The 13,476-nt window shown below is 56.3% G+C and carries 12 protein-coding genes and 1 pseudogene; 7 read left to right on the top strand and 6 right to left on the bottom strand.

What is annotated here, in order from left to right; translation table 11 throughout:
• Window positions 1–110: 110 nt before the first annotated feature.
• Both WFN87_RS07265 and hslJ read left to right on the top strand, forming a co-directional pair.
• Window positions 111–1,004 (top strand): annotated as a pseudogene (locus tag WFN87_RS07265) (2-hydroxyacid dehydrogenase); the annotation flags it as partial.
• A 120-nt stretch (window positions 1,005–1,124) separates the two neighbouring features.
• On the top strand, window positions 1,125–1,562 hold the full coding sequence (gene hslJ / locus WFN87_RS07260) for a heat shock protein HslJ (RefSeq protein WP_008461387.1): 438 nt from the start codon (window positions 1,125–1,127) through the stop codon (window positions 1,560–1,562).
• Here hslJ and WFN87_RS07255 read toward each other — a convergent pair whose 3' ends face one another.
• Complete coding sequence (locus WFN87_RS07255; RefSeq protein ID WP_008461385.1) at window positions 1,563–1,829, bottom strand: putative hemolysin; 267 nt, start codon at window positions 1,827–1,829, stop codon at window positions 1,563–1,565. It abuts the gene before it with no gap.
• A gap of 335 nt (window positions 1,830–2,164) precedes the next feature.
• Between WFN87_RS07255 and nifJ the strand changes: the two genes are divergently transcribed.
• A complete protein-coding gene (nifJ, locus tag WFN87_RS07250; RefSeq protein ID WP_166992150.1) occupies window positions 2,165–5,692 on the top strand; it encodes a pyruvate:ferredoxin (flavodoxin) oxidoreductase in 3,528 nt (1,175 codons plus the stop codon).
• Window positions 5,693–5,927: 235 nt separating this feature from the next.
• Here nifJ and dbpA read toward each other — a convergent pair whose 3' ends face one another.
• Window positions 5,928–7,301, bottom strand: coding sequence for an ATP-dependent RNA helicase DbpA (dbpA, locus tag WFN87_RS07245; RefSeq protein WP_008461381.1), 1,374 nt, complete (start codon window positions 7,299–7,301; stop codon window positions 5,928–5,930).
• A gap of 152 nt (window positions 7,302–7,453) precedes the next feature.
• On the bottom strand, window positions 7,454–7,957 hold the full coding sequence (locus WFN87_RS07240; RefSeq protein WP_008461379.1) for a DUF1543 domain-containing protein: 504 nt from the start codon (window positions 7,955–7,957) through the stop codon (window positions 7,454–7,456).
• Between the two features lie 184 nt (window positions 7,958–8,141).
• On the opposite strand from WFN87_RS07240, the gene WFN87_RS07235 reads away from it, so the two are divergent.
• On the top strand, window positions 8,142–8,306 hold the full coding sequence (locus tag WFN87_RS07235; protein WP_336982296.1) for a hypothetical protein: 165 nt from the start codon (window positions 8,142–8,144) through the stop codon (window positions 8,304–8,306).
• Complete coding sequence (locus WFN87_RS07230; protein ID WP_336982297.1) at window positions 8,307–8,561, top strand: DUF2000 family protein; 255 nt, start codon at window positions 8,307–8,309, stop codon at window positions 8,559–8,561.
• A 38-nt stretch (window positions 8,562–8,599) separates the two neighbouring features.
• Here the strand turns inward: WFN87_RS07230 and WFN87_RS07225 are convergent, their stop codons facing one another.
• Window positions 8,600–8,743: a hypothetical protein gene (locus tag WFN87_RS07225; protein WP_156107034.1), complete on the bottom strand. Its 144-nt coding sequence runs from the start codon at window positions 8,741–8,743 to the stop codon at window positions 8,600–8,602.
• 167 nt (window positions 8,744–8,910) lie between these two features.
• Here WFN87_RS07225 and WFN87_RS07220 point away from each other — a divergent pair, with 167 nt between their 5' ends.
• The gene (locus tag WFN87_RS07220) at window positions 8,911–9,441 is read left to right on the top strand and encodes an RES family NAD+ phosphorylase (protein ID WP_336707266.1); all 531 of its coding nucleotides are present in this window, start codon (window positions 8,911–8,913) and stop codon (window positions 9,439–9,441) included.
• A gap of 11 nt (window positions 9,442–9,452) precedes the next feature.
• On the opposite strand, the gene umuC is transcribed toward WFN87_RS07220, so the two are convergent.
• Both umuC and umuD read right to left on the bottom strand, forming a co-directional pair.
• The gene (gene umuC, locus WFN87_RS07215) at window positions 9,453–10,724 is read right to left on the bottom strand and encodes a translesion error-prone DNA polymerase V subunit UmuC (RefSeq protein WP_166992143.1); all 1,272 of its coding nucleotides are present in this window, start codon (window positions 10,722–10,724) and stop codon (window positions 9,453–9,455) included.
• A 2-nt stretch (window positions 10,725–10,726) separates the two neighbouring features.
• Window positions 10,727–11,146, bottom strand: coding sequence for a translesion error-prone DNA polymerase V autoproteolytic subunit (gene umuD / locus WFN87_RS07210; protein WP_039293957.1), 420 nt, complete (start codon window positions 11,144–11,146; stop codon window positions 10,727–10,729).
• Between the two features lie 211 nt (window positions 11,147–11,357).
• Between umuD and WFN87_RS07205 the strand changes: the two genes are divergently transcribed.
• Entirely contained in the window at window positions 11,358–13,394 is a 2,037-nt protein-coding gene (locus WFN87_RS07205; RefSeq protein WP_336982298.1) for a prolyl oligopeptidase family serine peptidase, read from the top strand.
• Window positions 13,395–13,476 lie beyond the last annotated feature (82 nt).

The raw sequence follows: 13,476 nt of genomic DNA, 5'->3' as shown, positions 1-13,476 counted from the left end.
GAAGCCGGTTCGCGAAAGTGGATCCAGAAAGGCTTGAGCCGTGTGCGGGGAAACTCGCATGCACGGTTCTTAGGGGAGGATGTGGTGGTAACACCATGTCCTTACCCGACCTGTTGAGCGAAAAAACCGCCAAAACGGCCAACGGCTGCGACGGCGTGTGTATTTTCGTTAATGATGATGGTAGTCGCCCGGTGCTGGAAGAGCTAAAAAAACACGGCGTTAAGTTCATCGCGCTGCGCTGTGCCGGCTTTAACAACGTCGATTTAGACGCGGCGAAAGAGCTTGGTATGCCCGTGGTTCGCGTCCCTGCCTACTCGCCGGAAGCCGTGGCTGAACACGCTATCGGGATGATGATGTGCCTTAATCGTCGCATTCATCGCGCCTACCAGCGCACACGTGACGCCAACTTTTCGCTCGAAGGCTTAACCGGTTTTACCATGCACGGCAAAACGGCAGGCGTGATCGGCACCGGGAAAATCGGCGTTGCCGCGCTGCGGATCCTGAAAGGGTTTGGCCTGCGCCTGCTGGCGTTTGATCCTTATCCGAGCGCAGCGGCGCTGGATTTAGGCGTAGAATATGTCGATCTCGAAACGCTGTTTGCGCAGTCCGACATTATTTCCCTGCACTGCCCGTTGACGCCGGAAAACTATCACCTGCTCAACCACTCCGCCTTTGATCAAATGAAAGACGGCGTGATGGTGATAAACACCAGCCGCGGCGGGCTGATTGATTCCCAGGCCGCCATCGACGCGCTCAAGCACCAGAAAATCGGCGCGCTGGGCATGGATGTGTACGAGAACGAACGCGATCTGTTCTTTGAAGATAAGTCTAACGACGTGATTCAGGACGACGTGTTCCGCCGCCTTTCCGCCTGCCACAACGTGTTGTTTACCGGCCACCAGGCATTTTTGACGGCGGAGGCGCTGACCAGCATTTCCGAAACGACGCTTGAAAACCTGCGTCAGCTGGAAAAAGGCGAGCCTTGCCCGAACCAGTTGAATTGATTTTCCGCCCGCCTCTCGCAGGAGGCGGTTAATTTTAAGAGTATCCTTACTGATTCATGCGCCACATCCTGCGAAAGTGGCGCGCTTTCATTGATGACTGATAAAACTTAGGGAGAAGAAATGAAAAAGTTCGCTTCACTGATGCTGGCAAGCGTAGTGCTGGCAGGTTGCGCCCAGCCGTCAGATTCCGATAAAGGTGCCGTGACCGCACAAGATTTGCAGCACCATCGCTTTGTGCTGGAGAGCGTAGACGGTAAGCCTCTGGACGTGAAAAACAGCAAACGCGCGCCTGAGCTTAGCTTCGGTGAAAACATGCAGATTTATGGTCAGATGTGTAACCGCTTTATGGGCCAGGCAACCCTGGAACACAACACGCTGAAGGCGAAAGGCGTGGGCATGACGATGATGCTTTGCAGCGACCCGCTGTTGAACGACCTGGATCACCGTATCAATGACATGCTGACCAGCGGGGCCAAAGTTTCTCTGGCTAACCAGCAGTTGGTGCTGAAGAGCGGCCAGCATACGCTGACGTACAAACTGGCCGATCTCGTTAATTAATCAGTAGCTTCCACAGGTGCCAGCGGCAAGCGAGTTTTCGTTACAGCGCTTGCCGTTCGGCATGGCACACATGCCAATCGCGCTGCCGTCCAGCTGACGCGCAACGCTCATCGTACCGCCAATCATCGCACAGTTCGCTTCGCCCTGGCTGGACATTGCCGCCCTGAGGCCAGGAGGAACGTGGGCCGCAGTGGCCTGTTGAGGGGGTTCATTACTGCATGCCGATAATAACAGTGCGGCACAACCGGCTAAAAACGCAGCGCGCATGGCTTCTCTCTCCCGTCTGAATATGCAAAACCTTTGCATAATGGCGCATGGTTCCCGCTGCGTCGAGAGCATAAGGCAATAAAATGTGTTGATTTTTGTGGCACAGATCACCTTTCAAGCCAAAACATCAGAGTTTTCTGAGCATCCTTCATTCCTTTTATGATTCAGCGCAGTACGTCCCCAGGTTATTTCACTGTTAATCGTGGATCAATTTGTGCACTCGGCAGGCCCATAACTTCTAATGGCCAGGGTGGACACACTATAATTGAGGAATTACAACGGGGCTCCAGGCTTTCAGGCGAGTCCCTTTATTTTGCGCAATGTAAGGGTGTCTTATGATCACTATCGACGGCAACGGCGCAGTCGCCTCCGTGGCGTTTCGTGCCAGCGAAGTAATTGCCATCTACCCGATTACTCCCAGCTCGACAATGGCGGAACAGGCGGATGCCTGGTCGGGTGACGGCAGGAAGAACGTATGGGGCGATGTCCCTCGCGTAGTCGAGATGCAGTCTGAAGCAGGCGCAATTGGCGCGGTGCACGGGGCGCTGCAAACCGGGGCGCTTTCCACTTCGTTTACGTCATCGCAAGGCTTACTGCTGATGATCCCGACGCTGTACAAGCTTGCGGGCCAGCTGACGCCATTTGTTCTCCACGTTGCCGCGCGCACCGTGGCCACCCACGCGCTTTCCATTTTTGGCGATCATTCTGACGTGATGGCCGTGCGCCAGACCGGCTGCGCCATGCTGTGCGCCAGCAGCGTCCAGGAAGCACAGGACTTCGCACTGATTTCCCATATTGCGACCCTGAAAAGCCGCGTGCCGTTTATTCACTTCTTCGACGGCTTCCGCACCTCGCACGAAATCAACAAAATTGTGCCGCTGGCGGACGATACCCTTCGCGGCCTGCTGCCGCAAAAAGAGATCGATGAACATCGCGCCCGCGCCCTGAACCCGGAGCATCCGGTGATTCGCGGGACGTCGGCCAACCCGGATACGTACTTCCAGTCCCGCGAAGCGACCAACCCGTGGTACAACGCGGTTTACGCGCACGTTGAACAGGCGATGAACGACTTTGCCGCCACCACCGGCCGTAGCTATCGTCCGTTTGAGTATTACGGCCACCCGGAAGCGGAGCGCGTGATTATCGTGATGGGCTCCGCCGTCGGCACCTGTGAAGAAGTTGTCGATGAATTGCTGACCAGGGGCGAAAAAGTCGGCGTGCTGAAAGTGCGCCTGTACCGCCCCTTCTCCGCCGAACATTTGCTGGAAGTTCTGCCGCAAACCGCGCGTCAGGTGGCGGTGCTTGACCGTACTAAAGAGCCGGGGGCCCTTGCTGAGCCGCTGTATCTCGACGTGATGACCGCGCTTGCCGAGGCGGTAAGCCGTGGCGAGCGCGAAACGCTGCCTCGCGTGATTGGGGGCCGCTACGGGCTGTCATCCAAAGAGTTCGGTCCGGAATGCGTCCTGGCTATTTTCAATGAACTTCGCGAAGCCAAACCGCGCCCGCGCTTTACCGTGGGCATTTACGACGATGTGACCAACCTGTCGCTGCCGTTGCCGGAAAATACCCTGCCGAACCGCGCTAAACTCGAAGCGCTGTTTTATGGCCTGGGCAGCGACGGCAGCGTGTCTGCCACCAAAAACAATATCAAAATTATCGGTAACTCCACGCCGTGGTTTACCCAGGGTTATTTCGTTTATGACTCCAAAAAGGCCGGAGGGCTGACGGTTTCTCATCTGCGCGTGAGCGAGCAGCCGATCAACTCCACCTACCTGATTGAGAAAGCCGATTTCGTTGGCTGCCACCAGCTGCAGTTTATCGACAAGTACCAGATGGCCGAGCGCCTGAAGCCCGGCGGTATTTTCCTGCTGAACACGCCTTACGCCGCCGACGAGGTGTGGAGTCGCCTGCCGCAGGAAGTTCAGGCGGTGCTCAATCAGAAGCAGGCTCGCCTGTACGTCATTAACGCGGCGAAGATCGCCCGCGAGTGTCATCTTGGTGCCCGTATCAACACCGTAATGCAGATGGCATTCTTCCACCTGACGCAGATCCTGCCTGGCGACACCGCGCTGGCAGAGCTGCAGGGCGCGATTGCCAAAAGCTACAGCAGTAAAGGGACGGAAATCGTCGAGCGTAACTGGCAGGCGCTGGCGCTGGCTCGTGACTCCCTCGCCGAAGTGCCTCTGCAGGACGTTAACCCGGCAAGCGCGATGCGTCCGCCGGTCGTCTCCGACGCCGCACCTGATTTTGTGAAAACCGTTACCGCCGCGATGCTCGCCGGTCTCGGCGATGCCCTGCCGGTTTCCGCCCTGCCGCCGGACGGGACCTGGCCGATGGGCACGACCCGCTGGGAAAAACGCAACATCGCCGAAGAGATTCCTATCTGGAAGCCGGATATTTGTACCCAGTGCAACCACTGCGTCGCCGCCTGCCCGCATTCGGCTATTCGTGCCAAAGTGGTTCAGCCTGAGGCAATGGAAGGCGCCCCGGAAGCCCTGCAGTCGCTGGACGTGAAGTCCCGGGATATGCGCGGCCAGAAATACGTGCTGCAGGTAGCGCCGGAAGATTGCACCGGCTGTAACCTTTGCGTAGAAGTTTGCCCGGCCAAAGATCGCCAGAACCCGGAAATCAAGGCGATTAATATGCTGTCTCGCCTTGAACACGTTGAAGAAGAGAAAGAGAACTATGACTTCTTCCTCGCGCTGCCGGAAATCGATCGCACCAGCCTGGAGCGTATCGATATCCGTACCTCGCAGCTGCTAACGCCGCTGTTTGAATACTCCGGGGCCTGCTCAGGCTGCGGCGAAACGCCGTACATTAAAATTCTGACCCAGCTGTTCGGCGACCGTATGCTGATCGCTAACGCCACCGGCTGTTCGTCTATTTACGGCGGCAACCTGCCATCCACGCCGTACACCACCGACGCAAACGGCCGCGGGCCAGCCTGGGCTAACTCGCTGTTTGAGGATAACGCCGAATTTGGGCTGGGCTTCCGCCTGACGGTGGATCAGCACCGCGCCCGCGTCATGCGTTTACTGGGACAGTTTGCCGATAAACTTCCGGCCGAGCTTAATGAGCAGCTTCACGCGGAAGCGACACCGGAAGTCCGCCGTGAACAGGTCGCCGAGCTGCGTAAACATTTGGCGAACATTGACGATGCTGATGCCCGTCAGCTGGTCACCGATGCCGACGCGCTGGTGGAGAAATCTATCTGGCTGATTGGCGGTGACGGCTGGGCCTATGACATCGGTTTCGGTGGCCTCGACCACGTGCTGAGCCTGACCGAAAACGTCAACATTCTGGTGCTGGATACGCAGTGTTACTCCAACACCGGCGGCCAGGCGTCTAAAGCCACGCCGCTGGGCGCCGTCACCAAGTTTGGCGAGCACGGCAAGCGTAAAGCACGTAAAGATCTGGGCGTCAGCATGATGATGTACGGCCATGTGTACGTCGCGCAGATTTCGCTGGGGGCACAGCTGAACCAGACGATGAAGGCCATTCAGGAGGCGGAGGCTTATCCTGGTCCATCGCTGATCATCGCCTACAGCCCTTGCGAAGAGCACGGCTACGATCTGGCACTGAGCCACGATCAGATGCGCCAGCTGACCGCCACCGGCTTCTGGCCGCTTTATCGCTTCGACCCGCGTAGGGCTGATGAAGGCAAGGTGCCGCTGGCGCTGGATTCCCGTCCACCGTCCGATGCGCTGGCCGATACGTTAATGAAGGAGCAGCGTTTCCGCCGCCTGAACGCCCAGCAGCCGGAAGTCGCCGAGCAGCTGTGGAAAGATGCCGCCGCCGATTTGCAGAAGCGATACGACTTCCTGGCGCAGCTGGCGGGTAAAGCGGAGAAGGTTAGCGAGTAATCGGGGGAATGCCCCTCACCCCGGCCCTCTCCCTGGAAGGGAGAGGGGGAAAACATAGATTGGCGTTCTTTTTAATCCCGTCGCTCTGGAAGAGAGAATGGGAAAACGTAGATTGGCGTTCTTTTATCCCCTCTCCCCCATGGGGAGAGGGTTAGGGTGAGGGGAAAACACGCCCCCCCCGTTTCAGATACCTTCGCCCCTGGGGGGAGAAGGTCAGGCGGAGGAGAAAACGCGTTTACTTCAGCAGGCGAACCTTCACTGATTTACCTTTGATTTTGCCCTGCTGCAGCTGTTTCCACGCGTGACGCGCCACGGACTGGCGCACCGCAACGTAAACATGGATTGGGTGGACGTCGATTTTGCCGATGTCCGCACCTTCCAGCCCCATATCGCCGGTTAACGCCCCCAAAATATCTCCCGGACGCATTTTGGCTTTCTTGCCGCCGTCAATGCACAGCGTCGCCATTTCCGCTTCCAGCGGCTTCACGGAAACGCCGGACGGCACCTGCTGCCATTTCAGCGAAAGATTCAGCATTTCAGCCAGCACGCTCGCGCGCTGCGCTTCTTCCGGGGCGCAGAAGCTGATAGCCAGCCCGCTTTGCCCGGCTCGCGCGGTACGGCCAATGCGGTGAACGTGCACTTCCGGGTCCCACGACAGCTCGTAGTTAATGACCATTTCCAGCGCTTTGATATCCAGCCCACGCGCCGCAACGTCTGTTGCCACCAGCACGCGGCTACTGCCGTTGGCAAAACGCACCAGCGTCTGGTCGCGGTCGCGCTGTTCCATGTCGCCGTGCAGCGCTAACGCACTTTGATGTCGCTCGTTCAGCGCATCGCACACGGCCTGGCAATCTTTTTTGGTGTTGCAGAACACCACGCAGGACGCCGGCTGATGCTTGCTGAGCAGCGCCAGCAGCAGGCCGATTTTGCCCCCGCGGGAGATTTCATAGAACTGCTGTTCAACGGACGGCAGCTCATCAACGGTATCAATTTCGATAGTCTGCGGGTCGCGCTGAATTCGCCCGCTGATAGCGGCAATGGCGGCAGGCCAGGTGGCGGAGAAAAGCAGCGTCTGGCGTTTGGCCGGCGCATGGGCAATAACTTCATCGATGGCGTCGGCGAAGCCCATGTCCAGCATACGGTCGGCTTCGTCCAGCACCAGCGTTTGCAGAGCCTCCAGCTTCACCGTTTCTTTTTTCAGGTGATCTAACAGGCGGCCCGGCGTGGCCACGATAATGTGCGGCGCATGCTGTAACGAGTCTCGCTGTACGCCAAACGGCTGGCCACCACACAGGGTTAAAATTTTAATATTTGGCATGTAGCGCGCCAGGCGACGCAGCTCTTTAGCGACCTGGTCGGCCAGTTCGCGGGTTGGGCACAGCACCAGCGACTGGGTTAAAAACTGGCTGGCATCAATGTGCTGCAGCAGGCCAAGGCCAAAAGCTGCGGTTTTGCCGCTGCCGGTTTTGGCCTGAGCACGGACGTCTTTTCCGGCCAGAATGGCGGGCAAGGCCGCTTCCTGAACGGGCGTCATTTCGTGATACCCCAGTTCGCTAAGGTTGGCGAGTTGTGCTTCAGGTAAAGCGTTCAGTACGGAAAAAGCGGTCACAATGGTCATCTCTTAATAATAACGGGCAGGCGCGTATGCTAGCAGATTCGCGTGGTTCAGGCGTGAGTTTATCAATTTTGCTGCGTTAGCGAGTGAAACAGTAAAAACGGTGCCTTTCGCTAAGGCACCGTTTTCCATTGGGAATAATAGCGCTATTCGCTAATCGGCAAATAGCCCTGCCATTCTGGCCTGAAGCGTTCGCCCTGCTCCGCTTTTTCCAGATGGATAAAATAATCCCCCACGCTTTCTAACAGCAGGCAGTCATCGACATCTTTCAGGTTGTCTTTGTGCTGCTGGTAGCTTTCGACCAGCAGGTTCGCAATCGCCTTCTCTTTTGCCTGGGCCGGATTTTCAGCCACGAAGAAATCAAAGTCATGCAGCTCCGCCAGCGTTTTCGGGCTGTAGCCGCCGACGTTCACAAAAAAGAGCTTTGGCGTTTGCTCTACGGGTTTATCGGAAAGACTAATGCGGTAGCCGTCGGCCCAACGCAGCTTGCCGTACCCGTCGATATGGATTTTATCTTTGTCACCAAACCAGGCCGCCCGCAGAGCGGGCCACGCGTCCTCTGGCTTCTCTGCAGCCACAAACTGGACGTCATGCACTTCGATATTGGATTTTCCGGCATTGCCGCCCACATAAAAGACGTAAAGTTCCATTTGTTCTCCTTATTAATCGCTATATAAAATAATATATAACGATTGATATTTGAATGACTTTCATGTGGTGGGAAGATTGATCGCAAGCAGGAAGACGGATAAAAAAACGATTACTATGCTTGAGCTTTTCGCCCTAAGCTAAATCAGCAGCCAAAGCAGAAGCTTAAACAGACAAGGAGCCAGAATGTTCGAAGATAATGACTATAAGCTGTATGTCATCGTGAACCGCACTGCCGACGTCAGCGTGCAAATGAATGCCGTGGGCCACCTCTGCGGCGGTATTATGCTTAAAGTCGAGGAGCCTGTATTTCATGACTATCCCAACCAGGATAGCGGCTTAAGCGCCTAGATGAACCATTATCCGGTGGTTGTACTTCAGTCTAAAAACAGCAGCCAGTTGGGGACGACGCTGGAGAAATGCAGGGAAGAAGGCGTGCTGTATAACTTCTTTACCACCACCATGCTGTCGCACTCTTCTGAGCAGCAGATCAAAGATACGCGCGACACGCCTTTCGCTGAGCTCGATTTTGTTGGCATCGCGCTGTACGGCGAAACGGAAAAACTCAAACCGCTGACCAAAAAGTTTTCCGTCTTTAAAGGTTAAACATTCCGGGTATGATGCCTCGCGCAGTTACCCACCTCTTACCCTTCGTCTCCGGCGTAAAAATTGATGATGTCATCTTCAAACCAGCAGCCCACTTTGTAATACATCGCACAGCCAATCAGAAAACTGGCAATGAGTATTAATGCTGTCAACAATCCTTTCACTTCGAAACGCTCTCCCATGATGCTTGCTGTGATATTGACAGGCCGGTTGAAAAAAAGTTCAGCGGCGAAACTATTCTGGCCATAGCACGATCATCACAGACGCTTCGGTCTTTGCGATGGCAATTCTGTCACAACGTTCTGGTTAAACTAGGGTTGCTAATTTTCTGAGCAAACCAGGTGCCATTGTGTCCGATAACCACCTTCATTTCAAAAACGTCAGCGGTTTCTTTTTTCGCGCCGTTCCGGCGGAGTTCCTCAGTAGCGTGCTGTCGCGCACCCGGCCCGATTCCCCAGGGCGTTACCATCGGCCAGGGCAAACAATTCTTTATATGAGCCCGGTACCTGAGTGGGCAAGGCTGGCGGTTGCCGCCCATATGCAAAAAGACGGCAAGCCGCGGCTTCTCGTCCCACTGTATGTCGAAGACGCGCGGGTGCTGGACCAGCGAGATGAATATTCATGCCTGGCTTTAGGCATCAACCGCGATCTGTCTAATCACTGCTGGCTCAGCGCCCTGCAGCAAAATATCGACCCGCCTTCCTGGCAAAATGCTGACCGGGCTCGCTTCTCCAATGCCGATGGCATTATCGACCGTTCCCGAAGTATTCCCGATGGCTGGCACCTGAATTTATTCCGCTGGAACGAACTTGGCGGCCCACGCGTCACGGTGTGCGGGGAACCGATCGCTGTTCCGCTTCCCGAAAATGTGAATGTGTAACGGCAGCACATTCAGCACACCCACGCCTGCGGTAGATCGGCATAGCGAGTGGTATAGCGCGGCGACAGCATGTCGCGCTTCATCGCCCACGGCTGCTGTATGCCCTGCCCGGCAAAATAGAGCGTGCCTTTGCCCTGCTTTTTATTCAGGAAGTCCAGCACGGTCATCAGTTTTTCGCCGTTAGGGCGTGGAACATGGTTGTCGAATAAATCGAATTGCGCCACGCCCTGACTAAAAAAATCCCCCAGCATCACGCCGGCTTTCTGGTAGCGATGCCCCGCCTGCCAGATAGCGTCCAGGCTCTGCAACGCGGCCTGGATAATATCCCGGCTGTCCTGTGTGGGGATGAGCAGCGAGACGGACGAGCAGTTGCCGTAATAGGGTTCGTTCACGGCAAACGGACTGCTTTTCACAAAGGCAGAGATCACCCGGCAATATTGGTGCTCAGCCCGCAGCTTTTCCGCCGCCCGGCTGGCGTAGCTGCCGATCGCCTGGCGCATAGCCTCATACTCGGTAATGCGTTCTCCGAACGAGCGGCTGCAGATGATCTCCTGTTTGGCGGCGGAGAACTCATCCATTTCAAGGCATGATTCCCCGCGCAATTCGCGCACGGTTCTTTCCAGCACCACGCTGAAATGCCGTCGAATAAAACGAATATCCGCGTCGGCAAGCTGTAAAACCGTTCTGATGCCCATGTCGTCGAGTTTTTTCGACAGCCGCCGCCCCACGCCCCAGACTTCGCCCACGGGCAGCTGTGCCATAAGCCAGCGCTGGTGCTTCGGGCGGGATAAATCAACCACTCCGCCGGTTCGTTCTTGCCACGTTTTTGCCGCCAGGTTTGCCAGTTTAGCCAGCGTTTTTGTCGGCGCGATGCCCACGCCCACCGTCAGGCGGGTGCGCTGGCGAATAGTCGAGCGGATCGTCTGGCCAAAGGCCTTCAGGTTGTAGCAATTGCTCACGCCCGTTAAGTCACAAAATGCCTCGTCAATGGAGTAAATCTCGACCCTGGGCAGCAGCTCTTCAAGCACGCCCATCACCCGCTCGCTCATGTCGGCATACAGCTCGTAGTTGCTGCTAAACGTCAGCACGCCATGCCGCCTGAGCGCCTCTTTCTGTTTAAAAAAAGGCGCCCCCATTTTGACAAAGGGCCGGGCTTCCGCAGAGCGGGCGATGACGCAGCCGTCATTATTGGATAAAACCACCACCGGCTTTCCGGCTAAATCCGGGCGGAATGCCGTTTCGCAGGAGGCGTAGAAGCTGTTGACGTCCACCAGCGCAAACATGTTTAGCCCGCCGCTTTGATGATAAAAGTGACGATGCCAAAAATATCGAGTTCGGCCTCATCGGTGACGGGAATCGGTGCCCAGGCGCTGTTCATCGGCAGTAGCATCACCGTGGGGCGAAGCTGCAGGCGCTTCACGGTGAACGCCCCGTCAATCGCCGCAATCACAATATCGCCCTGTGACGCGGTTCTTGAGCTGTCCACAATCAGCAAGTCCCCTTCGCCAATTCCCCCTTCTACCATGGAATCCCCCGCCGCCTTTACGAAATAGGTCGCGCCGGGATTGCGCACCAGCAGCTTATTAAGATCGATACGTTGCTCAACATAGTCCTGAGCCGGTGACGGAAAGCCGCATTGCACCAGGTCAGCAAAGAGAGGAAAGGAAGCGTCCGGGCAACAGGCCGCAGGTTTGAGAAGATTCATGATACCGCCAATACAAATACTGTTTAAATATACAGTATCAGGTAAAAAAGACACTTCAAGTAAGAAAACACGTACTTTTGCTAAGCCCTTCGTTTTGCAAACGAAAAAATTCGAGCATGCTGGCAGAAACCACAAAAGCCTTCAGGTGTAATGGGCATAAGCATAATGATATGGTCGATTGCAGGCCCGTTACCCAACAAAAGGACGCGTGATGACACAGCCAGTGAGTCAGGATTTGCTTAGCCAGCTCGAAACCCCGGAAGATGCCGCGGCGCTAAGCTGGGTGGAAAAACAAAATAAGCGCACCACGGACAGGTTTGCCACGGGAGAGCGCTTCCAGCAGATGCGGGGCGCGATCCTGCTGTCGCTGGACGATAAAACCAACATTCCCTGGGGGAACCACTACCGCAACGAGGTGTATAACTTCTGGCAGGATGACGAACACCCTCGCGGCATCTGGCGCCGCACCACCGAAAGATCTTACTTTACCGCTGCACCAGAATGGGAAACGGTGCTGGATGTCGATCGCCTGAACGAAGAGGAAGGCGCGAACTGGAGCTATCACGGCGCCGATCTCCTCCACCCGGACTATTCCCGGGCGCTGATCTTTTTATCCAGCGGCGGCGATGCCTGTGAAATTCGTGAATTTGATCTGGTAAATAAAACGTTTATCCCCGAGGGCTTTTTCCTGCCGGAAAGCAAAAGTTCGGTCAGTTGGCTGGATGAAAACACGCTGCTGCTGGCGCTCGATGCAGGGGATGATACGCTCACCACCTCTGGCTATCCACGCCGTGTCTATCGCTGGACTCGAGGGACATCACCGCAGGATGCACCGCTGATCTACGCAGGTGAAGCAACGGATATGGCCGTTTCCGCCTGGCATGATGATACCCCCGGTTTTGAGCGGGATGTGGTGCACTGCAGCAAAGACTTTTACCACGGGCAAACCTGGCTTTTGACCGGCCACAACACCCTGACGCTTATCGCCATTCCGGAAGATGCCTCCTGCGGATTTTTCAAAGACTGGCTGCTGGTGACGCTTAATTCCGACTGGACAATCGCTGAGACCACCTGGCCTGCAGGTGCTCTGCTGGCTATTGATTTAGCTGATTTTCAGCGAGGTGAGCGCAATTTCATTTCGCTCTTCACGCCAAATTCGCGCACGACGCTGCAAGGCTACAGCTCAACCCGCGATTACCTTCTGCTGAACCTGAGCCAGGACGCCGTTGAGAAGGTCGAAGTTGTGAAAATCGACGGCGGCCAGCGGCACTGCATAAAAACGCTTGAGCTGCCCGATTTCACCAACGTTTCCGCCGGCGGCATCGACGATGAAAGTAACCGCTACCGGCTGGTCAGCCACGGTTTCCTGCAGCCCCACAGTCTCAGCTATGGCGATCTGGACGACGACACGCTAAGCCTCGTGAAACAGGATCCAACCTGCTTTGACGCGGGAGAGTTTAGCGTGACCCAGCACTTTGCCCTTTCACTGGATGGCACCCGCGTCCCCTACTTCCAGGTGGCCGCCAAAGCACTGGCGCTGTCCGGTGATAATCCGACGCTGCTGTACGGTTACGGTGGATTTGAGGTTTCTTTAACGCCGCATTATCTCGGTGCCAAAGGGGCGACATGGCTGCAAAAAGGCGGAGTTTACGTCGTCGCTAATATTCGCGGCGGCGGTGAATATGGCCCTGCATGGCACCAGGCTGCGCTCAAACAGCATCGTCATCGTGCCTGGGAAGATTTTACCGCTGTCGCAAGCGATCTGGCGGCGCGGAAAGTGACCTGTGCCGCGAAGCTTGCCGCTCAGGGTGGGAGCAACGGCGGCCTGTTGATCGGTAATATGCTCACCGACTACCCAGAATTATTTGGCGCGCTGGTGTGCGAAGTCCCGCTGCTGGATATGCTGAATTATCCCCGCTGGCTCGCGGGAGCCTCCTGGATTGCCGAGTATGGCGACCCGGACATTGCCGAAGAACGAGAGTGGCTGCAGCGTTATTCTCCGTTCGACAAAGTGTCCGCCGATGTGGATTATCCCCCCACGCTGTTCACCACCGGCACCCAGGATGACAGGGTTAGCCCGGCCCACGCGCGTCGGATGGTGGCGCGGATGCAGCAACAAGGGCACGAGAACGTCTGGCTGTATGAGGAAACGGATGCCGGCCACGGCAGCGCGCCGGAAAATAGCCAGACGGCGGCCCACCAGGCCATGATCGAAGAGTTTCTCTGGCAGATGCTGACCGGGAAATAAGCGCGGGCGGTGCGTCAAAGGCGCGCCGCCTCATCATTAGCGCACCTAATGCAACAGCATATTTTTTAATTTTTATTTATCA

Origin of the sequence: Cedecea sp. AS113 (assembly GCF_037152415.1) — a bacterium.
Taxonomy (GTDB): Bacteria; Pseudomonadota; Gammaproteobacteria; order Enterobacterales; family Enterobacteriaceae; genus Cedecea.
The sequence above is the reverse complement of the archived record's forward strand: the minus strand, read 5'-3'. Positions and strand labels throughout refer to the sequence as shown.

Excerpts from the sequence above, each read along its gene's own strand:
- umuD (WP_039293957.1), bottom strand. The coding sequence starts at position 11,146 with ATGAATCTTCTCAAACCTGCGGCCTGTTGCCCGGACGCTTCCTTTCCT.
- WFN87_RS07240 (WP_008461379.1), bottom strand. The coding sequence starts at position 7,957 with ATGGAACTTTACGTCTTTTATGTGGGCGGCAATGCCGGAAAATCCAAT.
- nifJ (WP_166992150.1), top strand. The coding sequence starts at position 2,165 with ATGATCACTATCGACGGCAACGGCGCAGTCGCCTCCGTGGCGTTTCGT.
- hslJ (WP_008461387.1), top strand. The coding sequence starts at position 1,125 with ATGAAAAAGTTCGCTTCACTGATGCTGGCAAGCGTAGTGCTGGCAGGT.
- WFN87_RS07255 (WP_008461385.1), bottom strand. The coding sequence starts at position 1,829 with ATGCGCGCTGCGTTTTTAGCCGGTTGTGCCGCACTGTTATTATCGGCA.
- WFN87_RS07205 (WP_336982298.1), top strand. The coding sequence starts at position 11,358 with ATGACACAGCCAGTGAGTCAGGATTTGCTTAGCCAGCTCGAAACCCCG.
- WFN87_RS07235 (WP_336982296.1), top strand. The coding sequence starts at position 8,142 with ATGTTCGAAGATAATGACTATAAGCTGTATGTCATCGTGAACCGCACT.
- WFN87_RS07230 (WP_336982297.1), top strand. The coding sequence starts at position 8,307 with ATGAACCATTATCCGGTGGTTGTACTTCAGTCTAAAAACAGCAGCCAG.
- umuC (WP_166992143.1), bottom strand. The coding sequence starts at position 10,724 with ATGTTTGCGCTGGTGGACGTCAACAGCTTCTACGCCTCCTGCGAAACG.
- WFN87_RS07225 (WP_156107034.1), bottom strand. The coding sequence starts at position 8,743 with ATGGGAGAGCGTTTCGAAGTGAAAGGATTGTTGACAGCATTAATACTC.